Below are 25,267 nucleotides of genomic sequence, written 5' to 3' on the forward strand. Positions count from 1 at the left end.
GGAGCGATCCCGCACTCTTGCCGAACCGGGGGGCATCTATGTGTGAACAGGCCCTCGTCAAGCCGGCACAGCCAGCGTGCGCAGCCACGCATCGATCAGCGCCAGGCTGTAGCGGCTCGCGACCGCGGCGACGAAGCGCGTGAAGTCCGCATGCGCCGCGTCGTCGGCGCGGTCCGAGATGGTCCGCACCGCGGCGAAGGGCACGCCGTAGTCGTGGCACACCTGGGCGACGGCCGCGCCTTCCATCTCGACCGCCAGCGCGTCGGGCAGGTCACGGCGCAGCGCCGCGCTCTCGGCGGCGGTCGACACGAAGCGGTCGCCGCTCACCAGCAGCCCGCGATGCAGCTTCGGCGCGGCGAGGCCGAAGTCGTCGACCACCGTCTGCCCGAGCAGCGCCGCGGGCTTGCGCAGCAGCCTGGCCGTCACGGCCGCGAGTGCATCGCTGATCGCGGTGTCGGTCGCGAAGCGCGCGTGGCCCGTCAGCGGCACCTCGTATTTCGGGAAGATCGGCGAGGCGTCGAGGTCGTGCTGCAGCAGCCGGGTGGCCACCACCACGTCGCCCACCGCCACGTTCGGCGCGAGCCCGCCGGCGACGCCGGTGAACACGATCGCGCGCGCCCGAAAGCGCTCCAGCAGCACCGTGGCGGTGGTGGCCGCAGCGACCTTGCCGATGCGCGAGAGCACCGCGACCACCGGCTGCCCGTGCAGGTGGCCGAGCCAGAACTCGCGGCCTGCCACGCGGACGCGGTGCTCGTCGGGCATCGCGGCGAGCAATGCCGCCAGTTCTTCGTGCATCGCCGCAACGATCGCGATCGGATTCATCTCACCGCGTCCCTTCCATCACTGTCCCCTTTCAGGGCCACCGCGGAACCGGCTTTGCCGGGCCGCAGGCGGCGCCCCCGGCAGGGGGGTGTCCGAGCCACACGAAGTGGGCGAGGCTGGGGGTTACTTGATATCCACGCCATAGAAGGTGTGACGCCCGAACGGGCTCAGCTTGAAGTCGACCACTTCCTTGCGCACCGGCTTGAGCTGCACCGCATGGGCGATCGTGAACCACGGCGCCTGCTCCTTGAAGATCACCTGGGCCTTCTTGTAGAGGGCTTCGCGCTCGGATTGCTTGGACACGTTCTTGGCCTTCACCACGAGGTCTTCGTAGGGCTGGTAGCAGAACTTCGCGACGTTGCTGCCGTTCGATTGCGCCGAGGCGCAGCCCAGCAGCGTGTAGAGAAAGTTGTCCGGGTCGCCGTTGTCGCCGGTCCAGCCCAGCATGCCCATCTGGTGCTCGCCGGCCTGCATGCGCTTGCGGTATTCGCCCCATTCGAAGGTCTTGATCTCGGCCTTGACGCCGATCTTCGCGAGGTCGGCCTGCATCAGCTCGGCGATGCGCTTGGCATTCGGGTTGTAGGGCCGCTGCACCGGCATTGCCCACAGGTCGGTGGTGAAGCCGTCGGCAAGGCCGGCCTGCGCGAGCAGTTTCTTCGCGGCTTCGGGATCGTAGGGATCGTCCTTGACCGCATCGTTGTACGACCACATGGTCGGCGGGATCGGGTTCTTGGCCGCGACGCCGGTGCTGAGGTAGACGCCGTCGATGATGGCCTTCTTGTTGATCGCCATGTTGATGGCCTTGCGCACGCGCACGTCGTCGAAGGGCTTCTTGGTCGTGTTGTAGGCCAGGTAGCCGACGTTGAGACCGGGCTGTTCGAGCACCTGCACGTTCGGGTCCTTGCGGATGGCGTCGAGGTCGGCCGGATTGGGGTACGGCATCACCTGGCATTCGTTCTTCTGCAGCTTGGCCCAGCGCACCGAGGCGTCGGGCGTGATGGCGAAGATCAGGTCATCGATCTTGGCCTTGCCGCCCCAGTATTGCGGGAAGGCCTTGAAGCGCACGATCGCGTCCTTCTGGTACTGCACGAGGTAGAACGGGCCGGTGCCGATCGGGTCCTGGTCGATCTTCTCGGGCGTGCCGGCCTTGAGCATCGCGATCGCGTATTCCTTCGACTGGATGCCGGCATAGGGCATCGCGAGGTTGGCGAGGAAGGGCGCCTCGGGCTTGTTCAGCACAAAGCGCACCGTGTAGTCGTCGAGGCGGTCGATGGACTTCAGCAACTTGGGCATGCCCATGTCGTTGAAGTACGAGTGGTTGGTGCTCGTGACCTTGTAGTACGGGTCGCTCTCCTTCCACTGCCGCTCCATCATGAAGATCACGTCGTCGGCATTGAAGTCGCGCGTCGGCTTGAAGCTCTTCGAGGTGTTGTGCCACTTCACGCCGTGGCGCAGCTTGAAGGTGTACTCCAGGCCGTCGGGCGAGATGGTCCAGCTCTCGGCCAGGCCCGGCACGACCTTGGTGCCGCCGCGCTCGAATTCGACCAGGCCGTTGTAGACCTGGGTGGTGACGTCGAAGGAAGTCCCCGTGGTGTTGACCGCCGCGTAGAAATTCTCCGGACTGCCTTCGGAGCAGAAGACCAGCGTCTTGGCCGATGCGGCGCCGCAGGCGATCGCCAGTGCCGTCAGCGCGGCGATGCGCAGAGGGCGCGCGCGGCGCGAAGAGAGAAAAGCTTGTTGCATGTCGGTCGACTCCTTCAGGGTTGTGGCCGCGCGGACGCGGGCGGGGCTTCGAGAAACTTTTCGGCATGGTGGCAGGCCACCTGCCGTGCGTCGAGCAGGCGCATCAACGGCCGCTCGATGCGGCAGCGCTCGGTGGCATGTGCGCAGCGCGTGTTGAACACGCAGCCGGGCGGCGGCGCGAGCGGCGATGGCAGCTCACCCTTCAACACGATGCGCCCGGTCGTCAGACCCGGCGTCGAGGCCAGCAGCGCCTGCGTGTAGGGATGCAGCGGCCGCGCGAAGATCTGCGCCTTGGGCCCCTGCTCGACCGCATGGCCGAGGTACATCACCAGCACGTCGTGAGCGATGTGGCGCACCACGCCGAGGTCGTGCGAGATGAAGAGATAGGCCAGGCCGAGCTCGGCCTGCAGATCGGCCAGCAGGTTCAGCACCTGCGCCTGGATCGACACGTCGAGCGCCGACACCGGCTCGTCGGCCACCACCAGCTTGGGGCTGAGCATCAGCGCGCGCGCGATCGCGATGCGCTGTCGCTGGCCGCCCGAGAACATGTGCGGATAGCGGTTGGCGTACTCGGGCCGCAGGCCGACGCGCGCCAGCATGTCGCGCACGCGGCGCGTGCGCTCGGCCTTGTCGAAGGGCATGTGGATGGCCAGCGGCGCGGCCAGGATGTCGCCGACCTTCTTGCGAGGATTGAGCGAGCCGTACGGGTTCTGGAACACCAGCTGCACGGTGCGGCGCAACTGCTGGCGCTGGCCGGTGTTCATGGTGGCGACGTCGATGCCGTCGAGCGCGAAGCGGCCGGCCGTGGGCGCCTCGATCAGCGCGACCATGCGCGCCAGCGTCGATTTGCCGCAGCCGGATTCGCCGACCACCGCCAGCGTCCGGCCGGCTTCCAGCGCGAAGGACACGCCGCCCACCGCCTGCAGCCGTGCGGGCTCGCGCAGGAAGCCGCGGCGGATGCTGTAGACGCGCTGGAGTTCGTGCGCCTCGGCCACGACCGCGCGCGGGCGCTCGGCGGCGGCGGGGGTGGCCACGACGGCGGTGTCCGTCATGCGTCGCGCTCCATCGCGTTGTCCAGCGCCATGGCCGCGTCGCGCTGCGGATCGCCGAGCGGATAGTGGCAACGCACCGCGCCGCCCTGCCACTCGCGCAGCTCGGGCCGCACGGCGCGCGAGTGCGCGGTGGCGTACGCGCAGCGCGGCGCGAACAGGCAGCCGCCGGGCCGGTCGTGCACGCCCGGCACCATGCCGGGGATGGTGGCCAGCCGGCCTTCGGCCGCGCGCTCGGGCAGCGCGGCCAGCAAGGCCTCGGTGTAGGGATGCTGGGGCGCCGCGAACAGGCGGTCGACGCGCTGCTGCTCCACCACCTGGCCCGCATACATCACGACCACGCGCTGCGCCATCTCGCTGACCACGCCCATGTTGTGCGTGATCAGCACCAGGCCCATGTCGCGCTCCTTCTGCAGGCTGCGCAGCAGGTCGAGGATCTGGGCCTGGATCGTGACGTCGAGCGCGGTGGTGGGCTCGTCGGCGATCAGGAGGCGCGGATTGCAGGCGATCGCCATCGCGATCATCACGCGCTGGTTCATGCCGCCGGACAGCTGGTGCGGATAGCTGCCCAGGCGCGAGGACGCGGCCGGGATGCCAACCTGTTCGAGCAGCTCGGTGGCGCGCATCCTCGCCTCGCGCTTGCCGAGGTGCAGGTGCAGGCGCAGCGTTTCCATCAGCTGCCAGCCGATGGTGAAGCAAGGGTTGAGGCTGGTGGTCGGCTCCTGGAAGATCATCGCCACGTCCTTGCCGATGAGCCCGCGCCGTGCCGTGTCGGAGATGCCGAGCAGGTCGTGGCCGCCGAAGCGCAGGTGCGCCGCGCGCACGCGGCCGGGCCAGCCGATCAGGCCCATCAGCGCCATCATCGTGACGCTCTTGCCCGAGCCCGATTCGCCGACGATGCCGAGCACCTCGCCCTGCTCCAGGCGCAGGCTCACGCCGTCGACGGCGTGCAGCGTGCCGCCTTGCGTGGGGAACTCCACGTGGAGATCGCGGATGTCGAGAAGGCTCATCGCTTGAGCTTCGGATCGAGGGCATCGCGCAAGCCGTCGCCCAGCAGGTTGAACGCGAGCACCGCGGCCAGGATCGCCAGCCCCGGAAAGGTCACGACCCACCAGGCGCGCAGCACGAACTCGCGCGCGTCGGCCAGCATGGTGCCCCATTCGGGCGAAGGCGGCTGCGCGCCGAGGCCGAGAAAGCCGAGCGCCGCGGCATCGAGGATGGCGGTCGAGACGCCCAGCGAGGCCTGCACGATCAGCGGTGCGGCGCAGTTGGGCAGCACCTCGCTGAACATCAGGCGCAAGGTGCCGGCGCCGCTGACGCGCGCGGCGGTGACGTAGTCGCGCGCGATCTCGCCGATGACCGCCGCGCGCGTGATGCGCACGTAATGCGGCAGCACCACGATCGCGACCGCGAGCATCGCGTTGATCAGGCCCGGCCCGAGGATGGCGACGATGACGATCGCCAGCAGCAGGCTCGGCAGCGTGAGGACGACGTCCATCAGCCGCATGATCGCGATCTCGAGCACACCGCGCGCGAAGCCGGCGATCAGGCCCAGCGCGATGCCGACCACCACCGAGATCGCCACCACCGCGACGCCGATCGACAGCGACAGCCGCGCGCCGTACATCAGGCGCGAGGCGATGTCGCGGCCGATCGCGTCGGTGCCCAGCAGGTGCGCGACCGAGCCGCCCTTCTGCCAGGCCGGCGGCAGCAGGAAGGCCGTGCTGTCGGTGGTGTTGGGCGTATGCGGCGCGATCCACGGCGCCAGCAGCGCGATGAGGAACAGCGCCACGATCACGCCGAGCCCGATCACCGCGCCGCGATTGGCCGAGAACGAGGTCCAGAACTCGCGCCACGGCCCGGGCGGCGCGCTGCTGGCCTCGACGATCTTCGAAGGGGTGGCGATGCTGTTCATCGGGCCTGCCGGATGCGCGGGTTGATGAAGCCGTAAGCGAGATCGACGCCGACGTTGACCAGCATCACGATGCCGCCGAGCAGCAGCATGCCGCCCTGCAGCACCGGATAGTCGCGCCGGCCGATGGCCTCGATCAGCCACTTGCCGACACCCGGCCACGAGAAGATGGTCTCGGTCAGGATCGCGCCGGTGAAGAGCACGCCGACCTGCAGTCCGATCACGGTGATCACCGGGATCATCGCGTTGCGCAGCGCATGCACCGCGACCACGCGCAGCGGCGCGAGGCCCTTGGCGCGCGCGGTGCGGATGTAGTCCTCGCCCAGCACCTCGAGCATGGCCGAGCGCGTCATGCGCGCGATCACCGCCAGCGTGTTGGTGCCGAGCACGATGGCCGGCAGCACGATGTGCGAGGCCGCCGACAGGAAGGCGCCCTTGTCGCCCGAGAGCAACGAGTCGATCAGCAGGAAGCCGGTCACCGGCTCGATGTAGTACTCGACCGCGATGCGGCCCGAGACCGGCGTCCAGCCCAGCTGCACCGAGAACAGCAGGATCAGCAGCAGCCCCCACCAGAAGATCGGCATCGAGTAGCCGGTGAGCGAGACCGCCATCACGCCGTGGTCGAACACCGAGTTGCGCTTGACCGCCGCGAGGATGCCGGCCGGGATGCCCACCAGCAGCGCGAACCCGATCGCGCACAGCGCCAGCTCGACCGTGGCCGGGAACAGCGCCTTGAACTCGTTCATCACCGGCTCCTGCGTGATGACCGACTTGCCGAGGTCGCCGTGCAGCACGCGGCCGATGTAGATGCCGTACTGCGTGAGCACCGGCTTGTCCAGGCCGTAGTCCTTGAGCAGCTGCGCATGGCGCACCGGGTCGATGCCGCGCTCGCCGGCCAGCGTCTCGATCGGATCGCCGGGCACCAGCCGGATCAGGAAGAACGCGAGCAGCGTCATGCCGATGAAGGTCGGCACGAGCAGGCTGGCGCGGGTCAGGATGAAGCGGAGCATCGGGCCTCAATATGCAAGACCGATGCCGAGGCCGGTCCCCGGCCGAACCCTTACTACTTCCTGTTGTTGTCGCGCAGTTCGCGGCGCAGGATCTTGCCGACCGGCGTCTTCGGCAGGTCGGCGCGGAACTCGATCACGCGCGGCTGCTTGTAGCCGGTGAGGTTGGCGCGGCAGAACTCGCGCACCTGGGCTTCGGTGAGCGCGGGGTCCTTCTTGACGATCACCAGCTTCACCGCCTCGCCGGTCTTCTCGTCGGGGATGCCGACGGCCGCGCATTCGAGCACGCCGGGGATCTGCGCCACCACATCCTCGATCTCGTTCGGGTAGACGTTGAAGCCCGAGACCAGGATCATGTCCTTCTTGCGGTCGACGATCTTGAAGTAGCCGCGCTCGTCGGCCACGCCGATGTCGCCGGACTTGAAGTAGCCGTCGGGCGTCATGACCTTGGCGGTCTCGTCGGGGCGCTGCCAGTAGCCGGCCATCACCTGCGGGCCCTTGATGGCGATCTCGCCGGGCTGGCCGGTCGGCACCTCATGGCCGTCGTCGTCGAGCAGCGTGAGCCAGGTGCTGGGCAGCGGCACGCCGATGGTGCCGGTGTAGGCGGTGCTGGTGGTCGGGTTGCAGGTGGCCGAAGGCGAGGTCTCGGACAGGCCGTAGCCCTCGCAGATCGGGCAGCCCGTCTTCTCGAGCCAGAGCTTGGCCACCGCGCCCTGCACCGCCATGCCGCCGCCGACCGAGACCTTGAGGTTCTTCCAGTTGACGGTGCCGAAATCGGGATGGTTGGCGAGGCCGTTGAACAGCGTGTTGACCGCCGGGAAGCTGTGGAAGGTGTGCTGCGAGAGTTCCTTCAGCACGGCCGCGAGGTCGCGCGGATTGGGGATCAGGATCAGCTTGCCGCCGGTGCGCATGGTGAGCATCATGCCCACGGTGAATGCGAAGATGTGATAGAGCGGCAGCGCACAGACGCTGGTCGGCTGCTCGCCGGCCGGCACCTTCTGCATGACCGGCTCGTTCCAGGCCTCGGACTGCAGCACGTTGGCGATCACGTTGCGGTGCAGCAGCACCGCGCCCTTCGAGACGCCGGTCGTGCCGCCGGTGTACTGCAGCACCGCGACATCGTCGGGCCCGACCGCGGGCGGCTGCAGCGTGCGGGCTGCGCCCTTCTCGAGCGCGTGGTTGAAGCGCAGCGCACCCGGCAGGCTGAAGGCCGGCACCAGCTTCTTGACGTGGCGCACCACGTAGTTGACCAGCGTGCCCTTCAGAAGGCCGAGGCGGTCGCCCATCGAGGCCAGCACCACGTGCTTGATCGGCGTCGCCTCGATGCACTGCTGCAGCGTGACGCCGAAGTTCTCCATGATCACGATCGCCTTGGCGCCCGAGTCCTTGAGTTGATGCTCCAGCTCGCGCGGCGTGTAGAGCGGATTGACGTTGACCAGGATCAGCCCGGCGCGCAGGATGCCGGCCACCGCGATCGGGTACTGCGGGCAGTTGGGCATCATCACCGCGACCCGGTCGCCCTTGGCGAGGCCGAGGCCCTGCAGGCAGGCGCCGAAGGCCCGGCTCAGCTTGTCGACCTCGCCGTAGCGCAGGTCACGGCCCATGAAGCTGTAGGCGACGCGGTCGGCGTACCTGGAGAAGCTCTCCTCCATGAGCGCGACCAGCGACGCATAGCGCGACGCATCGATGTCCGCCGGCACGCCGGGCGGATAGCTGCCGAGCCAGGGCCGCGCCTGCATCACTCGATCGCCTTGCCCATGTCCTCGACGACCTTCTTGGCGTCGCCGAACACCATCATGGTCTTGTCCATGTAGAAGAGTTCGTTGTCCAGCCCCGCATAGCCCGCGGCCATGCTTCGCTTGTTCACGATCACCGTCTTGGCCTTGTACGCCTCCAGGATCGGCATGCCGTAGATCGGGCTGCCCTTCACGTGCGCGGCCGGGTTCACCACGTCGTTGGCGCCCAGGATGATCGCCACGTCCACCTGGCCGAACTCGCCGTTGATGTCCTCCATCTCGAAGACCTGGTCGTAAGGCACCTCGGCCTCGGCCAGGAGCACGTTCATGTGCCCCGGCATGCGCCCGGCCACCGGGTGGATCGCGTACTTGACCGTGATGCCCTTGTCGGTGAGCTTCTGGGCCAGTTCCTTGACCGCATGCTGCGCTCTCGCGACCGCGAGGCCATAGCCCGGCACGATCACCACCGTCTCCGCATTGCCCAGCACGAAGGCCGCATCGTCGGCGCTGCCGCTCTTGACCGGGCGCTGCTCCTTGGCACCGGTAGAGGCCGTGGCCGCCTCGCCGCCGAAGCCGCCCAGGATCACGTTGAAGAAGGACCGGTTCATGGCCTTGCACATGATGTAGCTCAGGATCGCACCCGAGCTGCCCACGAGCGATCCGGCCACGATCAGCATCGCGTTGTTCAGGCTGAAGCCGATGCCCGCGGCCGCCCAGCCCGAGTAGCTGTTGAGCATGGAGACCACCACCGGCATGTCGGCGCCGCCGATCGGGATGATGATCAAGACGCCCATCACGAAGGCCAGCAGCAGCATGGCGAAGAAGGCGCCCCAGCTTTCGGTGGCGACGAACAGCAGACCCAGCGCGATGGTCAGCAGACCCAGCACGAGGTTGAGCATGTGCTGCCCCTTGAACTGGACCGGCGCACCCTGGAACAGGCGGAACTTGTACTTGCCCGAGAGCTTGCCGAAGGCGATGACGGAGCCGCTGAAGGTGATGGCGCCGATGGCCGCGCCCAGGAAGAGCTCCAGCCGGTTGCCGCCGGGGATGGCGTAGCGCAGGAGGCCGTCGATGAGCACGGCGCCATCGGGCGTCGGTACGCCCACGGTGGCGGCCACGGACAGCGGCGTGATGCCGAAGGCCCAGGGTTCGGCCACGGCCGCCACGGCGATGAAGACGGCCGCGAGACCGATCATGCTGTGGAAGAAGGCCACCAGCTCGGGCATCTGGGTCATCTCGACGGTCTTGGCGCGCCAGGCGCCGTAGCCGCCGCCGACCACCAGGCCCAGCAGCACCCAGGCCAGGCCCAGGGGGTTGCCCGCGGCCAGCTGCACGATCAGCGCGCCGGTGGTCAGGATGGCGATGGTCATGCCGACCATGCCGAAGAGGTTGCCGCGGATCGATGTCGTGGGATGGCTCAGGCCTTTGAGGGCCTGGATGAAGCAGACGCTCGCAATGAGGTACAGCAGGGTGACCAGGTTCATGGACATATCAGTTCTCCCCCAGGCTTCGCGCACTTCGTGTCGCTTTCGCCAACCCCCTCACCGGGGGCAACACCTGCGGCCCGGCAAAGCCGGTTCCGCGGTGTTCTTGGCCTGCGCTTGCATCGGCTTCGTATCGTGCGGCGCTCATTGCGCTTCTCCCTTGGCGGGCGCCTTGCGCTCTTTCTTCCTGAACATCTCCAGCATGCGCCGGGTGACCAGGAAGCCGCCGAAGACGTTGACCGCGGCCAGGGCCACGGCCAGCACGCCCATGGTCTTGCCAAGGCCGGTTTCGGTGAGGGCAGCGGCCAGCATGGCGCCGACGATGACGATGGCCGAGATGGCGTTGGTGACGGCCATCAGCGGGGTGTGCAGGGCCGGGGTGACGGTCCACACGACGTGGTAGCCCACGTAGATGGCCAGCACGAAGATGATCAGGTTGATGACGGTGTGGGAGACGGGGTCCATGGCTGTTCCTTGGTCACTTCCGGGTCACTTGGCCGTCCTGCGCCATGCGGCAGGCGGCGACGATGTCGTCTTCGAGGTCGATCTTCAAACCACCGTCCTTGGGCAGGATGAGCTTGAGGAAGTCGAGGACGTTGCGCGCGTAGAGGGCGGAGGCGTCGGCGGCGACCATGGCGGCGAGGTTGGTCTCGCCGACGATGGTGATGCCGTGCTTGACCACCGTCTTGTCGGCTTCGGACAGCGGACAGTTGCCGCCCACGCCGTCGGGGCCCTTGCCGGCGGCGATGTCGACGATGACCGATCCGGGCTTCATGGACTTGACCATGTCCTCGGTGACGAGGGTGGGCGCGGCGCGCCCGGGGATGAGGGCGGTGCTGATGACGACGTCGGCCAGGGCCACGCGCTTGGCGACCTCGACCTGCTGGCGCGCCAGCCAGCTCGCGGGCATGGGCTTGGCGTAGCCGCCGACGCCGACGGCGGCTTCCTTCTCTTCGTCGGTGTCGTAGGAGACTTCGATGAACTTGCCGCCGAGGGACTCGATCTGTTCCTTGACGCTGGGGCGCACGTCGCTGGCTTCGATCACCGCCCCAAGGCGCTTGGCGGTGGCGATCGCCTGCAGGCCGGCGACGCCGACGCCCAGGATGACGACGCGGGCGGCCTTCACCGTGCCGGCCGCTGTCATGAGCATGGGGAAGAAGCGCTGGTAGTGGTGGGCCGCGAGGATGACGGCCTTGTAGCCGGCGATGTTGGCCTGCGAGCTGAGCACGTCCATGCTCTGGGCGCGGGTGGTGCGCGGGGCGGCTTCCAGGGCGAAGGCGGTCACGCCGGCTACAGCGAGCCTTTGCAGGCCGGGCGCATCGAAGGGGTTGAGCATGCCCACGAGGATGGCGCCGGGCTTGAGCAAGGACAGCTCGGCCTCGCCAGGGCTGCGCACCTTCAGCACGATGTCGCAGCCGAGCGCGCCTGCCGCATCGGTGATCTGCGCACCGGCCGCTTCGTAGGCCGCATCGGTCAGGCTCGCAGCCACGCCGGCGCCGCTCTGCACGCGCAGCGCATGGCCCTGCGCCACCAGCTTCTTCACTGTCTCCGCCGTGGCGGCGACGCGGGTTTCTCCTGGCCAAGTCTCGCTCGGCACGCCTATCAGCATGGGATTCTCCTCGGGCAGCGTTGTAATTCGCGGCAGAGCTTACATGAAGAAGCGGGCACTGCTGCCGCCGCGCGGCACCGGATCTGCAGTCGGGCCGCAACAGGCTGGCCCGCAATTGCATCCATATGTACACTGAGCCTTCGCACGCAAACGGCACCCGGAAGGCCGGCGACGCGACACAACGAGATACAGGGAATGGACATGCGAATTGCAGCGCTCGACGGCGAGGCGCGCCAGCGCGACCTCATCCAGCACGCGATGGAGAGCGTCGGCCACGTGTGCCGGGGCTTTCGCGATGGCAAATCGCTGCTGCGCGAATTGCCCGAGCGGGGCTTCGACCTTCTGATCCTCGAATGGAATCTCGCTGATACCCGGGGGCTGGGCCTCGTCAGCTGGATCCGCGAACAGATCGACAGCCGCCTGCCCATCCTGTTCCTGGTCGATCGCCACGACGAGAAGGACATGATCGACGGCATGGCGGCCGGCGCGGACGATTTCACCGTCAAGCCGATTCGCGTCGGCGAGCTCCAGGCGCGGGTCGGCGCGCTGCTTCGACGCACCTACCCCGGCCCGCACGAGCCCGAGCAACTGTTCGGCGCCTACCGCTTCTGCGCCGCGACGCGCACCCTGAAGGTCCGGGGCAAAGCGGTCGAACTGAGCCATCGCGAGTACGAGCTGGCGCGCTTCCTGTTCCAGAACCTCGGCCGCCTGCTGCCGCGCGACCACCTGCGGCAAGCCGTCTGGGGCGACAGCCTGGAGCCGTTCTCGCGCTCGCTCGATACGCACATCTCGCGCCTTCGCAGCAAGCTCGAACTGACCCCCTCCAACGGCTTTCTCCTGTCGGCCGTCTATGGCCTGGGCTATCGCTTCGAAGCGATCGACGGCGACGCGCTCATGCCGCTCGGCCGCTGGTCGAACGCAGACGAATGAACGATATACAGTGGCAGCTGCTCCTGCCTTTTCAGCAGCTGCGGCGCGAACGCCGAAGCAAATGGCAACCGAGAGGAATGACGACGATGAGCCGAATGATGAAACCATGGGCGCTTGCCTTGCTGCTGTGCAGTTGGCTGCACGTCGCAGCCGCGCAGGACGTGGAGCCCAGCGACATGGTGCGCGGCGGATTGCAGGTGGTTCAGATGATCGACCAGAACAAGACCGGCGAACTCTGGGACGGCGCCGCCGCAGGCGCCAAGACGCATGTCAACCGCGCCGATTTCATCGCCCAGATCGCCAAGGTGCGCACGCCGCTGGGCGGCGCGCTGCAGCGCACCTGGGTCGCCATCAACCGCCAGGTCGTCGGCAACGGCGATGCCGAGCTGGCCGGCCAGTACGTCAGCGTCGAATACGAAACCCGTTTCGCCGGCAAGGCGCCGGGGACCGCGCACGAGCTCGTGAGCTTCCACCTGGACAACGACGGGGTCTGGCGCTTCTCGGGCTATGTCCTCCGCTAGGCCCACTGACACCCCCATGGACGAGCGCTGGAAGCCGAACGCCACCGTGGCCGCGGTGATCGAGCAGGATGGCCGCTTCCTCCTGGTCGAGGAAGAAACCGCCGACGGCCTGCGGCTCAACACGCCCGCCGGCCACCTCGACCGCGGCGAGTCGCCGGCCGAAGGCTGCGCCCGCGAAACGCTGGAAGAGACGGCCCACCACTTCACGCCCACGGCGCTGCTCGGCATCTACATGGCCCGCGCGCGGCAATCCGAAGACATCACCTACCTGCGTTTCGCTTTCGCCGGCACGCTGGGCGCGCGCGATCCGGGCCGCGCGCTCGACCACGGCATCGTGCGCACCCTGTGGATGACGGCCGAAGAGATCCGCGCCAGCACGGCGCGGCACCGCAGCCCGCTGCTGCTGCAATGCGTGGAGGACTATCTGGCGGGTCAGCGCTACCCGCTGGAACTGATCCATGTGCACGCCTCGGTGACGGCGCCCGAGCGGGATCGTTAGCTGGCGACAGCTCCATCCGCGCTGGCGATCACTCCGCCGCCCAGGCAGACCTCGCCCTGGTACAGCACCGCCGACTGGCCCGGCGTCACCGCCCATTGCGGCTCGGCGAACGCGAGCCGGAACGCGCCGTTGGCGCCTTCGCCCAGCGCACAGCCCGCGTCGGCCTGGCGATAGCGCGACTTGGCCGCGTAGGCGCCCGCCGCCGGCGCGTGGCCTGCGACCCAGCTCGCATCGTCCGCCACCAGCGCCGGCGACAGCAGCCACGGATGGTCATGGCCCTGCACCACCCAGAGCGTGTTGCTGGCCACGTCCTTGCGCGCGACGAACCACGGCGCGTGCTCGCCCGCGCCGCGCTGCGCGCCCTTGGCCTTGATGCCGCCGATGCCCAGCCCCTGACGCTGGCCCAGCGTGTAGAAGCTCAGGCCCTGGTGCTCGCCGATGCGCCGGCCGCGCTCGTCCTTGATCGGCCCGGGCTCCTTCGAGATGTAGCGGTTGAGGAACTCGCGAAACGGGCGCTCGCCGATGAAGCAGATGCCGGTCGAGTCCTTCTTCTTCGCGTTTGGCAGGCCGATCTCGGCGGCGATGCGGCGCACCTCGGTCTTGTGCAGCTCGCCCACCGGGAACAGCGTCTTCGCAAGCTGCTGCTGGTCGAGCCGGTGCAGGAAATAGCTCTGATCCTTGGCCGGGTCCAGCCCCTTGAGCAACTCGTGCCGGCCGCTGGCCTCGTTCAGCCGCACGCGCGCGTAGTGGCCGGTGGCGATCTTCTCGGCGCCCAGCCGCATCGCATGGTCGAGGAAGGCCTTGAACTTGATCTCGGCATTGCACAGCACGTCGGGATTGGGCGTGCGGCCGGCCTGGTATTCGCGCAGGAACTCGGCGAACACGCGGTCCTTGTAGTCGGCCGCGAAATTGACGTGCTCGATCTCGATGCCCAGCACGTCGGCCACGCTCGCCGCATCGATGAAGTCGATGTTCGACGAGCAGTATTCGCTGTCGTCGTCGTCTTCCCAGTTCTTCATGAAGATGCCGATGACCTCGTGGCCCTGCTGTTTCAGCAGGTGCGCGGTGACCGCGGAATCCACTCCGCCGCTCAGACCCACCACGATGCGCTGCTTCTTCATAGGCCGGCGATTGTCCCAGGCCGGCCAAGCCGGTGCCGGCATCCGGGAAATCACCGACCCGAAGGTGACACGCGCGCGGGACGCACCCACCCACAATGGACGGCCAAACCTGGAGACAAACCATGGTCACGACCTCGCCTTCCGGCACGACGCCCTGGACCCGCTCCTATCCCGCCGGCATGCGCTGGGATGCCGAGCTGCCGCAAAAGCCGGTGCAGCAGATCTTCGACGAGGCGGTGGCGCGCTGGCCCGAGCGGCCGGCGATCGAATTCATGGGCCAGGTCCTCGACTACCGCACGCTGGGCGAGGCCGTCGACCGCGCCGCCAAGGGCCTGCAGGCGCTGGGCGTCGGGCCCGGCGTCCATGTCGGCCTGTTCCTGCCGAACACGCCGCACTATCCGATCGCCTTCTTCGCGGTGCTGAAGGCCGGCGGCACGGTGGTGAACTACTCGCCGCTCGACGTCGAGCGCGTGCTGGCGCACAAGGTCGAGGACAGCGAGACCGACATCCTGGTCACGCTCGACCTGGCCTCGCTCTATCCGCAGATGGCCCGGCTGCTCGACCATTCGCGCCTGAAGAAGCTGATCGTCGGCAGCCTCACCGACTACGGCGCGGCGCCCGATGCAGTGCGTGCGCACCTGCAGGCCTCGGGCCAGCTGGCGGCCGTGCCGCAGGACGACCGGCACCTGCCGTTCACGCAGCTGCTGCAGAACGACGGCCGCTACCAGCCGCATCCGCTCGGCCCGCTGGAAGACGCCATCGTGGTGCTGCAGTACACCGGCGGCACGACCGGGCTGCCGAAGGGCGCGATGCTCACGCATGCCAACCTGTCGTCGGCCTGCGCGCAGTACTTCGAATCGACGCAGGGCGACCCGCCGATCCTGCAGGAAGGCGTCGAGCGCATCCTGGTCGTGCTGCCGCTCTTTCACATCTACTCGCTGAGCGTCAACATGCTGCTCGGCCTGCGCCTGGGCGCGCACCTGGTGCTGCACACCCGCTTCGACCTCGACGCGGTGATGAAGGACCTCGCGGACAAGCAGATCACGCTCTTCCCCGGCGTGCCGACGATGTTCACGGCGATCGTCAACCATCCGAAGGCGGCGACGATGAACCTGCGTTCGCTCAGGTTCTGCGGCTCGGGCGGCGCGCCGCTGCCGGTCGAGATCGAACACCGCTTCTTCGAGCTCACCGGCTGCCATCTGAACGAGGGCTGGGGCATGACCGAGACCTCGCCCACCGGCACCTTCACGCCCGCGCGCGGCATGCGCAAGGCCGGCTCCTGCGGCATACCGCTGCCGGGCATCCGCCTGAAGCTCATGAGCCTGGACGACCCGTCGAAGGAGGTCGCGCTCGGCGAGCCCGGCGAGCTCTGCATCCGCGGCCCGAACGTGATGAAGGGCTACTGGAAGAGCGAGGCCGCGACCGCCGCGGCGATGACGCCCGACGGCTACTTCCGCAGCGGCGACGTCGCGAAGATGGATGCCGACGGCTTCTTCTTCATCGTCGACCGCACCAAGGACATGCTGCTGTGCGGCGGCTACAACGTCTACCCGCGCGTGCTCGAGGAAGCGATGTACGAGCACCCGAGCATCGCCGAGGTCTGCGTGATCGGCATCCCCGACGAATACCGCGGCCAGTCGCCCAAGGCCTTCATCAAGTTGAAGGAAGGCGCGCCCGCGTTCACACTCGACGAGTTCAAGCTGTTCCTGAAGGACCGCCTGGGCAAGCACGAGATGGTGGGCGCGATGGAGATCCGCGACGAGCTGCCCAAGACCGCGGTCGGCAAGTTGTCGAAGAAGGATCTGGTCGACGAGGAAGAGCGCAAGCGCGCACAGGCGGCATCGCCAAGGAGCACGACATGATTCATCTCAGCGGCATGGACGCATCGTTCCTGCACCTCGAAACCCCGGAGTCGCCCATGCACGTGGGCAGCCTGCAGCTGATCGACCTGCCGCCCGGCTACCAGGGCGACTTCGCCGAGGATGCGAAGAAATACCTGAGCGGACGGCTGCACCTGGCCTCGGTGTTCGTGCGCAAGCTGGCGATGATGCCCTTCGACCTCGCCAACCCGGTCTGGGTGGACGACGACGATCTCGACCTCGATCACCACATCCATCACGTGATCATGCCGCGGCCCGGCACGATGGCGCAGCTCGAACGGCTCGTCGGGCGGCTGCACTCGTCGCTGCTGGACCGCAGCCGTCCGCTGTGGGAGATCCACATCATCGAAGGCCTGCAGTCGGGCCAGGTCGCGCTCTACAGCAAGATGCACCACGCGGCGATCGACGGCCAGGCCGGCGTCGCGGTGGCGAAGGCGCTGTTCGACATCTCGGAGAACCCGGCGCCGATCAAGGTGCCGCGCGCCAACCGCCGCGCCAACTCCTCGCAGCTCGGCGTGGCCGAACTCGCGAGCGCCGCGCTGACCAACACCATGCAGCAGTACGTGAAGCTGATCAAGTCGATCCCGGCCACCGCCAAGGCGATCTCGAGCGTGCTGATGCCGGTGTCGGAGACGACGGGCCAGCGCAGCTTCGAACTGCCCAAGAGCTTCAAGGCCGCGCCGCGCACGCCGCTCAATGTCTCGATCACCAACCAGCGCTCCTTCGCCGGCCGCTCGGTGCCGCTGGCCGAGATCAAGCAGATGGCCAAGGCCACCGGCACCAGCCTCAACGACATCGTGCTGGCCATCTGCGCCGGCGCGCTCAAGCGCTACCTGGCCGACTACGACTGCCGGCCCGCCAAGCCGCTGATGGCGGCGGTGCCGGTGTCGCTGCGCAGCGAAGGCAACACCGACCTCAACAACCAGGTGTCGATGATGCTGGTGAGCCTGGCGACCGACATCAGCGACCCGCTGGAGCGGCTGGCCGCGATCCACGACTCGTCCAGCGAAGGCAAGAAGCTCACCGGCAACGTCAAGGCCGCGATACCGACCGACTTCCCCTCGCTCGGCGTGCCTTCGCTGATGGCCGGGCTGGCGGCGCTCTACGGCCGCTCGGGGCTGCCGGACAAGCTGCCGCCGATGGCCAACGTCGCGATCTCCAACGTGCCCGGGCCCTCGTTCCCGCTCTACTTCGCGGGCGCCAAGCTGGCGACCTACTACCCGGTGTCGATCCCGGGCCACGGCATGGCGCTGAACATGACGGTGCAGAGTTACAACGGCTCGCTCGAGTTCGGCCTCACGGCCTGCCGGCGCGCGGTGCCCGATATCGCCGACCTCGCGGACTACGTGGTGGCCGAGCACAAGAAGCTGCTGGGGCTGGTGACGGCCAGGCATGGCGACGCGGCGGCAAAAGCTTCGCCCGCGGCTGCCGCCGTTGCGCCCGCAGCAGAACCGGCACCCGCAGCGGCACGCAAGCCCGCGAGAAAAAAGACGGTGGCCGGCAAGGCGGCAGGTGCGAAGAAGGTCGCGGCCAAGGCAGTTCGCGGCAATGCGACGAGGCCCGTGCCGCGCAAGACGGCAACGCCTTCCGTGAAGCGCGCCGCGAGCTTGAACTGATCGAAGGCCGGCCTCAGGCGCCCAGCCCGGCCACGATCTCGTAGGACTTCAGCCGCGCCTGGTGGTCGAACACCTGCGAGGTGATCATCAGTTCGTCCGCGCCGGTCTGGGCGACGAACTCTTGCAGCCTCGCCTTCACCGTCGCCGGCGCGCCGACCGCGGAGCACGACAGCACCGAATCCAGCAGCGCGTTCTCCGCCGGGCCGACCTTGTCCCGGTAGCCGGCCACCGGCGGCGGCAGCCGGCCGGGCCGGCCGCTGCGCAGGTTCACGAACGCCTGCTGCCAGGAGGTCGCGCGGAACGCGGCCTCCTCGTCGCTGTCGGCCGCGAACACGTTGAAGCCGAGCATCACGTAGGGCCTGTCGAGCTGTGCCGAGGGCTTGAAGGTCTCGCGGTAGATCCGGACCGCCTGCATCAGCTGCTGCGGCGCGAAGTGCGAGGCGAAGGCATAAGGCAGGCCCAGGTGCGCCGCCAGCTGCGCGCCGAAGGTGCTCGAGCCGAGGATCCAGACCGGCACCTCGAGCCCCATGCCCGGCACCGCACGCACGGCCTGCCTCGGTTCCTTCGACATGAAGTCCATCAACTCGACCACGTCCTGCGGAAACTGGTCGGCATCGGATTGCAGGTCGCGCCGCAGCGCGCGCGCGGTGCGCTGGTCGGAACCGGGCGCGCGCCCGAGGCCGAGGTCGACGCGCCCCGGGTACAGCGAGGCGAGCGTGCCGAACTGCTCGGCGATCACCAGCGGCGAATGGTTGGGCAGCATGACGCCGCCGGCACCGATGCGCAGCGTCGAGGTGCCGGCGCCGATGTAGGCCAGCAGCACGGCCGTGGCCGCGCTCGCGATGCCCGGCATGCCGTGGTGCTCGGCCAGCCAGTAGCGCCGGTAGCCCAGCCGCTCGCCATGCTGCGCGAGGCTGAGCGAATTGCGGAACGACTGCGCGGCGTCGCTGCCTTCGGTGATCGGGGAAAGGTCGAGGATGGAAAGCGGAACCATCCCGCGATCTTGGCGCGAATCGGCGCAGCCGGCCCGCGCAGGGCTATTCGGACCTTGCCGTGCGTCGGGCGTCGGGCGCCATCGCGCCGGCCTCCGGCAGGCGCCTGCGAAAGCTGGCGCGCCGCAGCAGTTCGGCATGCGTCGTCAGCAGCAGCTCGTGGCTCTGCGCGACACGGTGCCACTCGACAAGGTCGAAGCGGCCACGCACGCCCATGCCCAGGATCGCCGACAGCGAATAGTCGGTCCACGACATGTAGTGCGACCGGGCGGCGTGCTGCAGGCGGGCCAGCGCGCTTTCGGCCATCGAGCGCGACAGGTAGCCGGCCGCACGGCCGAGGCGCACCACGTAGGCGGCCTGCTGCACGTCCCACGCCACCATCGAGAGATGCCGGGCATCGACGCTCTCGGCCGAGACGATGCCGGCATCGGCCAGGAAGGCCACGCCGTTGCTCAGCGCGCGGTAGGTGTCCGAGTCGACCTGCCGCCCTTCACGCCATGCGGCCCAGGCCTCGCGCTCCTCGGCTTCGGCCGTCCCGGGCGAACCCAGCCAGGACTCGATCTTGCGGCGGCACTCGATGGCGGTGATGAGCTTCCACTGCTGGGCCAGCATGCGCCGGCTGCGCGGCGCCGACAGTGCGCTCGACAGTTGCTTGAAGTCGTCATCGGCCAGCACGGCAAGGTTGGCGCTCAGCAGGCAACCGAACAACTGGTCCGCCGAGGCCTGCTCGGCCGGCATCCATGGCGGCGGCACGCTGCGACGCAGGGTCGTCCATTCGAAATGCCGCCAACCGAAATAGGCAAGCAGCAGCAACGCACCGACGAGCATCGTCCACAAGAATTCCATCTTCCACTCCCTGACCCGGTGCCGCGCCGCCGCTTGGATGCGCCGAGGTCGACCCGTGCCTTGCGGCAAATGATACCGGGGAGTGCGCGGGAAACGATGAAGCGCCGCTGCTGCGCCGCAGCAACGGGCAGGGCTCAGCTCGGCTGGATGTTGGCGGTCTGGATGACGCGGGCCCAGCGCGCGATTTCCTCGGTCAGGAAGGCGGCGAAGCGATCCGGCCCGCGCGCATCGACCACGAAGCCCTGCTGCCTGGCGCGCGCTTCGAAGTCGGAGGCGCTCACGATCTTCAGCACCTCGGCGCCGAGCTTGCGCACCGCGGCGTCGGGCATGCCGGCCGGCGCCATCATCCCGGTCCAGTTCTCGACCTGCAGCTCCGGCATGCCGGCCTCGGCCGTGGTCGGCACCTCGGGCAGGGACGGATAGCGCGCCTTGCTCGCGATCGCCAGCGCGCGCAGCTTGCCGCCCTTCACATGCGGAATCGATTCCGGGAAGTTCGAGAAGATCACGTCGAGCTGGCCGCCGATCAGGTCGGTCATCGACGGCGCGCCGCCCTTGTAGGGCACATGCTGGATGCTCGACTTGTTGAGGTCGTTGAAGAGCGCGAGCGTCAGGTGCGGCGGCGTGCCGTTGCCGCTGGAGCCGGCATTGAGCTGGCGCATCCTGGACTGCTCCATCAGGTCCTTCAGCGTCCTGATCGGGCTGGCCTCGGGCACCACGATCAGCATCGGGCTGCCCGCCAGCAGCGCGACCGGGCGCAGGTCCTTCTGGAAGCTGAACGGCGACTTCGGAAACAGCGTCACGTTCGCCGCGTGCGTGAGCGTGATCGCCAGCAGCGTGTTGCCGTCGGGCGCGGCCTTGGCCACCAGGTCGGCGCCGATCTGGCCATTGCCGCCGGGCTTGTTGTCGACGACCACGCTGACCTTCCAGTGCTCGCCGAGCTGCTGGCCGATCTGGCGCGCCATCACGTCCGTCAGGCCGCCGGGCGGGAAAGGCACCACATAGCGGATCGTCGCGTCCGGGCGCGGATAGTCGCTGCCCTGCGCCCATGCCGGCGCGCCCGCCAGCGTGCCGGTTGCGGTCAGCGCGGCCGCGCCTTGCAAAAGGTCTCTTCGTTTCATCATGGCTTGTCTCCTTCTTGTCGTGTTCTGCGGTTCAGCGCGGCGCGCGCCATTGCGCGAGCAACGCGTCGGGCACCTCGAGCCCGTCCTGCTCGGCCCGCCGGCGCAGCGCCTCGCGCCGCGCGCCCGGCAGGCGCACGCCCTCGTCGCGCAACATCTCGGCGACCAGCACCTCGATGCGGTCGAGGTAGCTCGCCGAGCCGGCCAGCGCGCCCGGATCGATGACGACGAAGGCCTGGCCGATGCGCGGCCGGTTGCCCTCGTCCTCGAAAAAGCTCGACGCCTCGAAGCCGAACTGCGCGCCGATCAGCGCGGTGACCAGCAGCTCGACCACCAGCGCCAGCATCGCGCCCTTGGGACTGCTGGCGGCGCCGATCGGCAGCATCGAGCCTTCGAGGCCGGCCTTCGGATCGGTGGTCGGCTGGCCGTCGCGGTCGAGCGCCCAGCCGAGCGGAATCGGCTGGCCCTGCTTGGCCGCGACCATCAGCTTGCCGCGCGCCACCTCCGACAGGCTGAGGTCGATCATCAGCGGCTCGCTGCCGCGGCGCGGGAACACCGCCGCCACCGGGTTGGTGCCGAAGATCGGATGCCGCCCGCCGGCTGCCGGCATCGCCGCCGGCGAATTGGCGAAGCCCAGCCCGACCATGCCGGCCTCGGCGACCGCGCGCAGATGGTCGACGACCACGCCGCAGTGATGGCTGTCGGCCACGCCCGCAATGCTGATGCCGGACTCGCGCGCGCGGCCGATGGCCTCGGTCACCGCCATCTCGCAGGCCGCGAAGGCGAGGCCTTCGTGCGCATCGATCAATGCGGCACCGCCCTTGGCATGGCGCAGCGTCGGCAGCGCCTCGCCATTCACGCGCCCGTTGCGCAGGTGCGTGGCGTACTGCGCGACGCGGCCGAGCCCGTGCGAGCCCAGGCCCTGGGCCTCGGCCAGCACCAATGCGCGCGCCGTCGCGGCCGCCATCGTCTCGTTGGCGCCGGCCAGGCGCAAGGCCCGGGCAACCGCATCGCGCGCCTCGTTCAGCGTGAGTTTCGTCATGCGTGCAAAGCCTCCAGCACCTTGCGCGCGACCAGGCTGCTCACGCGCTCGTTCGATTCGACCGTCACGCCGGCGATGTGCGGCGTCAGCAGCAGGTGGGGGCACTCAGCGAAGTGCGGCGATGCGGCCAGCGGCTCGGCATCGAACACGTCGAGCGCCGCGCCGCCGAGACGGCCCGCGCGCAGCGCCTTGGCCAGCGCGGCTTCATCGACGATGCCGCCGCGCGAGCTGTTGATCAGCACCGCGCCGGGCTTCATCGCCGCGATGCGCGCCGCATCGAACAGCTGGCGCGTCGAATCGACCAGCGGCACATGCAGGCTGATGACATCGGCCTCGGCCACCAGCGCGTCGAGCCCGACGCAGCGCGCGCCGCTCTCGGCGAAGGCCGGATGCGCGCTGTCCATCATCGCGTCGAAAGCGATCACCCGCATGCCGAGCGCGCGCGCCATGCCCGCCGTCAGCTGGCCGATCGAGCCGAAGCCGATCAGCCCCAGCGTCTTGCCCGAGAGCTCGCGGCCGTTCGACAACGCATGGCGCGGCCACTGGCCGGCCGCCACGGCCGCGGTCGATGCGTAGGCGCCGCGCAGCAGCAGCATCGCACTCGCGATCACATACTCGGCCACGCTGAGCGCATTGGCGCCGGTGGCCGGGATCACGCGCATCCCGCGCGCCTCGCAGCCGGCCACGTCGATGTTGTCGAGCCCGACGCCGAGACGCCCGACCACGCGGCAGCGCGCCAGCGCAGCGAGCAGCTCGCCGCGCACCTGCGTGCGGTTGCGCACGATCAGCGCATCGGCATCGGCCGCCTCGCGATCCAGGCGCGCGCCGTCGTCGACCAGCGTCGGGTCGTACAGCACGTCGTGCTGCGCGCGCAGTTGCGCGACCGCGGCCTCGTCCATGAATTCGGCGATGACGATCCTTGTCATGCGTCGCCGCTCAGGCCGATTCGTACAGGCGCGTCAGCACGAACTCGCGATGGCCCAGCGCCTCGGCCGCGGTGAGCCGCCCGTTGGCGGTGCGCAGCATGCATTCGAGCAGCTGGTCGCCGGCCTGGTCGAGCGTCATCTCGCGCTGCAAGAGGCCCGAGGTGTCGACGTCGACGTGCTCGCTCATGAGACGCACGGTGCGCGGGTTCGCGCAGATCTTGATCACCGGCAGGATCGGATTGCCGATCACGTTGCCCTGGCCGGTGGGGAAGAAATGCACCGCATAGCCCGAAGCCGCGCACAGCGTGACCATCTCGGCCGCGGCGCTCGACGAATCCATGAACCAGAGGCCGGGACCGGTCGGCATCTCGGCCTTGTCGAGCACGCCGTCGACCATGCATTTCTTGCCGATCTTCTGGATGTTGCCGAGCGCCTTTTCCTCGATCGTGGTCAGGCCGCCCGCGATGTTGCCCTTGGTGGGCTGCGAGTCGGAGAGGTCGCTGGTCTTGTGGCGATTGATCATGTCCTGGTAGCGGTCGAACATGAACATGAAGCGTTCCTTGACCTCGGGCGTGCGGCAGCGCGCGGCCACGATGCTCTCGCCGCCGGTGATCTCGGAGGTCTCGCCGAACACCAGCGTGTTGCCGGTTTCGTAGAGCTTGTCGAAGGCATTGCCGACGGTCGGGTTGGAGCCGCAGCCGGAGGTGGTGTCGCTCTCGCCGCACTTGGTCGAGACCCAGAGTTCGTGGATGGCGCAGGGCTCGCGCTGCTTCTCGCTGGCCGTCTGCACGAATTCGCGCGCCACCTTGCTGGCGCGCAGGATGGTGTCGTGGTCGCCATGGCCCTCGATGCCGAAGCCGGCGACCGGCTTGCCGGTGGCGGCGATGCCGTCGACCACCTTCTGCGTCCAGCTGTCCTCGATGCCGATCACGACCACCGCGGCCACGTTCGGGTTGCAGCCGGCGCCGATCAGCGTGCGGAAATGCAGGTCGAGGTCGGCGCCGAACTGCAGCCGGCCGTAGGGATGCGGGATCGCGAGCGCGCCCTTGATGTTGTGCGCGACCGCTTCGGCGGCGGCATTGGACAGGTCGTCCAGCGGCAGGATGATGACGTGGTTGCGCACGCCGACGCGGCCGTTCTCGCGCCGATAGCCGAGGAAGGTGGTGTCTTTGGAAATGACGGACATGGTGGGTCTCTTCGTGGATGGGGATGAAGGGGTGGACGCGCGCGCTTACCAGCGCTTGGTCTTGATGTTCTGCACGTGGGCATGGCCGCCGGCCTTGATCGGTGCGACCACACGGCCCATGTCGATGCCGTATTTCCACACCGTGTCGCCAGGGTTCATGTCCTTCAGCGCGACCTTGTGGCCGATCGGGATGTCCTGCGTGGCGTCGACGCGGATCATCTTGTCCTCGTCCATGATCCAGCCGTTGAGCGACATGCCGGCCTTGACGCCCTCGACCACGACGACGGCCACCGTGTCCTTGGCGTCGTGCAAAACGAAATGAATCATCGTTGTCTCCTGTTTCACTGAAAGTTGCAGTGCACGGAGTGTCCGCGCTGCCATTTCCGAGTGTCAAACAGGTCATTCATATGACTTGAAGGAGTCTTGGGTCGGCAACGACAATCGGCTGCATGAGTCCACCGAGCGCCCCGACCATCTTCAGGCCGATCTCCCCCGGCACGGCCGATGCGCCGCTGTACCGCGTGGTCAAGCGCTCGCTGTTGCGCGCGATCGAATCGGGGCGCTACCCGGCCGGCGCGGTGCTGCCGAGCGAAGCCGAACTGTCGGCCGCGCTACGCGTCTCGGTCGGCACGCTGCGCCATGCGGTGGACGACCTGGTCGCCGAGCACATCCTGGTGCGCCGGCAGGGCCGCGGCACCTTCGTCGCGCTGCATGATTCCGACCGCTTCATGTTCCAGTTCTTCCACGTCGAGCGCAGCGACGGCGTGCGCCACGTGCCGCAGCTGGAGCTGGTCGCGTTCGAGCGCGTGCGCATGGACGAAGAACCCGCGCAGGCGCTGGGCCGCAAGCCCGGCGAGCCGGCCTTCCAGATCGACAACCGGCTGCTGCTGCAAGGCCGCGCCGTGATCCACGACCGCCTCACACTGCCGGTACTGCTGTTCAAGGGCCTCACGGAAAAGCGCTTTCGCGAACGCACGAATACGATCTACCACCTCTACCAGACCGAGTTCGGCATCACCGTGACGCGGGCGCGCGAAAGAGCGCGCGCGGTGGCGGCCGACCGCAGCACGATGCGCATGCTCGGCATCGCGTCCGGCGCGCCGGTGATGGAGGTGCGGCGCACGGCACTGACCTTCGGCGACAAGCCGGTGGAGTACCGCGTGTCGACCATCGACACGGCGCACCACGAATACGTGCACCTGCTGTCGAGGCCCGCATAGCCTTGTGC

24 protein-coding genes are annotated in these 25,267 nt (G+C 68.5%); 6 read left to right on the forward strand and 18 right to left on the reverse strand.

The features are described 5' to 3' along the window. Positions 1–57: 57 nt before the first annotated feature. The 10 genes from E5P2_RS25945 to E5P2_RS25990 all read right to left on the reverse strand — a co-directional run bounded on the left by E5P2_RS25945 (position 58) and on the right by E5P2_RS25990 (position 11,362). A complete protein-coding gene (locus E5P2_RS25945) occupies positions 58–822 on the reverse strand; it encodes a 5'-methylthioadenosine/adenosylhomocysteine nucleosidase (RefSeq protein WP_162569961.1) in 765 nt (254 codons plus the stop codon). A 123-nt stretch (positions 823–945) separates the two neighbouring features. Beyond that, positions 946–2,565 carry an ABC transporter substrate-binding protein gene (locus tag E5P2_RS25950; protein ID WP_162569962.1) on the reverse strand — a complete coding sequence of 540 codons (1,620 nt, stop codon included), beginning with the start codon at positions 2,563–2,565 and terminating at the stop codon, positions 946–948. 14 nt (positions 2,566–2,579) lie between these two features. Further along, positions 2,580–3,617, reverse strand: a complete 1,038-nt coding sequence (locus E5P2_RS25955) for a dipeptide ABC transporter ATP-binding protein (protein WP_162569963.1) — start codon at positions 3,615–3,617, stop codon at positions 2,580–2,582. Then, positions 3,614–4,624: an ABC transporter ATP-binding protein gene (locus E5P2_RS25960; RefSeq protein WP_162569964.1), complete on the reverse strand. Its 1,011-nt coding sequence runs from the start codon at positions 4,622–4,624 to the stop codon at positions 3,614–3,616. Before E5P2_RS25960 ends, E5P2_RS25955 begins: the two co-directional genes overlap by 4 nt. Next, a complete protein-coding gene (locus E5P2_RS25965; RefSeq protein WP_162569965.1) occupies positions 4,621–5,529 on the reverse strand; it encodes an ABC transporter permease subunit in 909 nt (302 codons plus the stop codon). Before E5P2_RS25965 ends, E5P2_RS25960 begins: the two co-directional genes overlap by 4 nt. Next, on the reverse strand, positions 5,526–6,536 hold the full coding sequence (locus tag E5P2_RS25970) for an ABC transporter permease subunit (RefSeq protein WP_162569966.1): 1,011 nt from the start codon (positions 6,534–6,536) through the stop codon (positions 5,526–5,528). The genes E5P2_RS25965 and E5P2_RS25970 overlap by 4 nt, the downstream gene beginning before the upstream one ends. A gap of 53 nt (positions 6,537–6,589) precedes the next feature. Next, positions 6,590–8,272 carry a long-chain-fatty-acid--CoA ligase gene (locus E5P2_RS25975; protein ID WP_162569967.1) on the reverse strand — a complete coding sequence of 561 codons (1,683 nt, stop codon included), beginning with the start codon at positions 8,270–8,272 and terminating at the stop codon, positions 6,590–6,592. Further along, positions 8,272–9,759, reverse strand: a complete 1,488-nt coding sequence (locus E5P2_RS25980; RefSeq protein WP_162569968.1) for an NAD(P)(+) transhydrogenase (Re/Si-specific) subunit beta — start codon at positions 9,757–9,759, stop codon at positions 8,272–8,274. Before E5P2_RS25980 ends, E5P2_RS25975 begins: the two co-directional genes overlap by 1 nt. Before the next feature lie 138 nt (positions 9,760–9,897). Next, positions 9,898–10,218, reverse strand: a complete 321-nt coding sequence (locus tag E5P2_RS25985; RefSeq protein WP_162569969.1) for an NAD(P) transhydrogenase subunit alpha — start codon at positions 10,216–10,218, stop codon at positions 9,898–9,900. Positions 10,219–10,231: 13 nt separating this feature from the next. After that, complete coding sequence (locus tag E5P2_RS25990) at positions 10,232–11,362, reverse strand: Re/Si-specific NAD(P)(+) transhydrogenase subunit alpha (protein WP_162569970.1); 1,131 nt, start codon at positions 11,360–11,362, stop codon at positions 10,232–10,234. Between the two features lie 201 nt (positions 11,363–11,563). On the opposite strand from E5P2_RS25990, the gene E5P2_RS25995 reads away from it, so the two are divergent. From E5P2_RS25995 to E5P2_RS26005, 3 genes are all read left to right on the forward strand, one after another. Next, positions 11,564–12,292 carry a response regulator transcription factor gene (locus E5P2_RS25995; RefSeq protein WP_162570672.1) on the forward strand — a complete coding sequence of 243 codons (729 nt, stop codon included), beginning with the start codon at positions 11,564–11,566 and terminating at the stop codon, positions 12,290–12,292. Positions 12,293–12,387: 95 nt separating this feature from the next. Then, entirely contained in the window at positions 12,388–12,813 is a 426-nt protein-coding gene (locus E5P2_RS26000; protein WP_232080853.1) for a DUF4019 domain-containing protein, read from the forward strand. A gap of 16 nt (positions 12,814–12,829) precedes the next feature. After that, positions 12,830–13,312, forward strand: coding sequence for an NUDIX hydrolase (locus E5P2_RS26005; RefSeq protein WP_162569972.1), 483 nt, complete (start codon positions 12,830–12,832; stop codon positions 13,310–13,312). Here the strand turns inward: E5P2_RS26005 and mnmA are convergent. After that, a complete protein-coding gene (mnmA, locus tag E5P2_RS26010) occupies positions 13,309–14,433 on the reverse strand; it encodes a tRNA 2-thiouridine(34) synthase MnmA (protein ID WP_162569973.1) in 1,125 nt (374 codons plus the stop codon). The two genes, E5P2_RS26005 and mnmA, sit on opposite strands and share 4 nt — an antisense overlap. Positions 14,434–14,555: 122 nt before the next feature. On the opposite strand from mnmA, the gene E5P2_RS26015 reads away from it, so the two are divergent. Further along, positions 14,556–16,295, forward strand: coding sequence for a long-chain-fatty-acid--CoA ligase (locus E5P2_RS26015; protein ID WP_162569974.1), 1,740 nt, complete (start codon positions 14,556–14,558; stop codon positions 16,293–16,295). Next, positions 16,292–17,929 (forward strand): WS/DGAT/MGAT family O-acyltransferase, encoded by a 1,638-nt coding sequence (locus tag E5P2_RS26020; RefSeq protein WP_162569975.1) that lies wholly within the window; start codon positions 16,292–16,294, stop codon positions 17,927–17,929. Before E5P2_RS26015 ends, E5P2_RS26020 begins: the two co-directional genes overlap by 4 nt. 13 nt (positions 17,930–17,942) lie before the next feature. Here the strand turns inward: E5P2_RS26020 and E5P2_RS26025 are convergent, their stop codons facing one another. The 7 genes from E5P2_RS26025 to E5P2_RS26055 form a co-directional block, all read right to left on the reverse strand. Continuing rightward, a complete protein-coding gene (locus E5P2_RS26025) occupies positions 17,943–18,923 on the reverse strand; it encodes an LLM class flavin-dependent oxidoreductase (RefSeq protein ID WP_162569976.1) in 981 nt (326 codons plus the stop codon). Positions 18,924–18,966: 43 nt separating this feature from the next. Continuing rightward, on the reverse strand, positions 18,967–19,767 hold the full coding sequence (locus E5P2_RS26030) for a DUF1266 domain-containing protein (protein ID WP_162569977.1): 801 nt from the start codon (positions 19,765–19,767) through the stop codon (positions 18,967–18,969). A 134-nt stretch (positions 19,768–19,901) separates the two neighbouring features. Beyond that, the gene (locus E5P2_RS26035; protein WP_162570673.1) at positions 19,902–20,885 is read right to left on the reverse strand and encodes a Bug family tripartite tricarboxylate transporter substrate binding protein; all 984 of its coding nucleotides are present in this window, start codon (positions 20,883–20,885) and stop codon (positions 19,902–19,904) included. Between the two features lie 34 nt (positions 20,886–20,919). Next, on the reverse strand, positions 20,920–21,927 hold the full coding sequence (locus E5P2_RS26040) for an Ldh family oxidoreductase (protein WP_162569978.1): 1,008 nt from the start codon (positions 21,925–21,927) through the stop codon (positions 20,920–20,922). Next, on the reverse strand, positions 21,924–22,853 hold the full coding sequence (locus E5P2_RS26045) for a hydroxyacid dehydrogenase (protein WP_162569979.1): 930 nt from the start codon (positions 22,851–22,853) through the stop codon (positions 21,924–21,926). Before E5P2_RS26045 ends, E5P2_RS26040 begins: the two co-directional genes overlap by 4 nt. Before the next feature lie 10 nt (positions 22,854–22,863). Continuing rightward, entirely contained in the window at positions 22,864–24,039 is a 1,176-nt protein-coding gene (locus tag E5P2_RS26050) for a UxaA family hydrolase (protein ID WP_162569980.1), read from the reverse strand. Between the two features lie 45 nt (positions 24,040–24,084). Then, positions 24,085–24,366 (reverse strand): flagellar biosynthesis protein FlgA, encoded by a 282-nt coding sequence (locus tag E5P2_RS26055; RefSeq protein WP_162569981.1) that lies wholly within the window; start codon positions 24,364–24,366, stop codon positions 24,085–24,087. Positions 24,367–24,488: 122 nt separating this feature from the next. Between E5P2_RS26055 and E5P2_RS26060 the strand changes: the two genes are divergently transcribed. Then, a complete protein-coding gene (locus E5P2_RS26060; RefSeq protein WP_162569982.1) occupies positions 24,489–25,259 on the forward strand; it encodes a GntR family transcriptional regulator in 771 nt (256 codons plus the stop codon). The last annotated feature ends 8 nt before the right edge of the window (positions 25,260–25,267 follow it).

This window comes from Variovorax sp. SRS16, assembly GCF_901827165.1.
GTDB lineage: Bacteria > Pseudomonadota > Gammaproteobacteria > Burkholderiales > Burkholderiaceae_C > Variovorax.

Bases quoted from the DNA above. Each gene is read 5' to 3' on its own strand.
- E5P2_RS26000 (WP_232080853.1), top strand. From the start codon at position 12,388: ATGATGAAACCATGGGCGCTTGCCTTGCTGCTGTGCAGTTGGCTGCAC.
- E5P2_RS26055 (WP_162569981.1), bottom strand. From the start codon at position 24,366: ATGATTCATTTCGTTTTGCACGACGCCAAGGACACGGTGGCCGTCGTC.
- E5P2_RS26025 (WP_162569976.1), bottom strand. From the start codon at position 18,923: ATGGTTCCGCTTTCCATCCTCGACCTTTCCCCGATCACCGAAGGCAGC.
- mnmA (WP_162569973.1), bottom strand. From the start codon at position 14,433: ATGAAGAAGCAGCGCATCGTGGTGGGTCTGAGCGGCGGAGTGGATTCC.
- E5P2_RS26020 (WP_162569975.1), top strand. From the start codon at position 16,292: ATGATTCATCTCAGCGGCATGGACGCATCGTTCCTGCACCTCGAAACC.
- E5P2_RS26040 (WP_162569978.1), bottom strand. From the start codon at position 21,927: ATGACGAAACTCACGCTGAACGAGGCGCGCGATGCGGTTGCCCGGGCC.
- E5P2_RS25960 (WP_162569964.1), bottom strand. From the start codon at position 4,624: ATGAGCCTTCTCGACATCCGCGATCTCCACGTGGAGTTCCCCACGCAA.
- E5P2_RS25950 (WP_162569962.1), bottom strand. From the start codon at position 2,565: ATGCAACAAGCTTTTCTCTCTTCGCGCCGCGCGCGCCCTCTGCGCATC.
- E5P2_RS25970 (WP_162569966.1), bottom strand. From the start codon at position 6,536: ATGCTCCGCTTCATCCTGACCCGCGCCAGCCTGCTCGTGCCGACCTTC.
- E5P2_RS25995 (WP_162570672.1), top strand. From the start codon at position 11,564: ATGCGAATTGCAGCGCTCGACGGCGAGGCGCGCCAGCGCGACCTCATC.
- E5P2_RS25945 (WP_162569961.1), bottom strand. From the start codon at position 822: ATGAATCCGATCGCGATCGTTGCGGCGATGCACGAAGAACTGGCGGCA.
- E5P2_RS25990 (WP_162569970.1), bottom strand. From the start codon at position 11,362: ATGCTGATAGGCGTGCCGAGCGAGACTTGGCCAGGAGAAACCCGCGTC.
- E5P2_RS25985 (WP_162569969.1), bottom strand. From the start codon at position 10,218: ATGGACCCCGTCTCCCACACCGTCATCAACCTGATCATCTTCGTGCTG.
- E5P2_RS25975 (WP_162569967.1), bottom strand. From the start codon at position 8,272: ATGCAGGCGCGGCCCTGGCTCGGCAGCTATCCGCCCGGCGTGCCGGCG.
- E5P2_RS26045 (WP_162569979.1), bottom strand. From the start codon at position 22,853: ATGACAAGGATCGTCATCGCCGAATTCATGGACGAGGCCGCGGTCGCG.
- E5P2_RS26030 (WP_162569977.1), bottom strand. From the start codon at position 19,767: ATGGAATTCTTGTGGACGATGCTCGTCGGTGCGTTGCTGCTGCTTGCC.
- E5P2_RS25955 (WP_162569963.1), bottom strand. From the start codon at position 3,617: ATGACGGACACCGCCGTCGTGGCCACCCCCGCCGCCGCCGAGCGCCCG.
- E5P2_RS25980 (WP_162569968.1), bottom strand. From the start codon at position 9,759: ATGTCCATGAACCTGGTCACCCTGCTGTACCTCATTGCGAGCGTCTGC.
- E5P2_RS26050 (WP_162569980.1), bottom strand. From the start codon at position 24,039: ATGTCCGTCATTTCCAAAGACACCACCTTCCTCGGCTATCGGCGCGAG.
- E5P2_RS26015 (WP_162569974.1), top strand. From the start codon at position 14,556: ATGGTCACGACCTCGCCTTCCGGCACGACGCCCTGGACCCGCTCCTAT.
- E5P2_RS25965 (WP_162569965.1), bottom strand. From the start codon at position 5,529: ATGAACAGCATCGCCACCCCTTCGAAGATCGTCGAGGCCAGCAGCGCG.
- E5P2_RS26005 (WP_162569972.1), top strand. From the start codon at position 12,830: ATGGACGAGCGCTGGAAGCCGAACGCCACCGTGGCCGCGGTGATCGAG.
- E5P2_RS26035 (WP_162570673.1), bottom strand. From the start codon at position 20,885: ATGAAACGAAGAGACCTTTTGCAAGGCGCGGCCGCGCTGACCGCAACC.
- E5P2_RS26060 (WP_162569982.1), top strand. From the start codon at position 24,489: ATGAGTCCACCGAGCGCCCCGACCATCTTCAGGCCGATCTCCCCCGGC.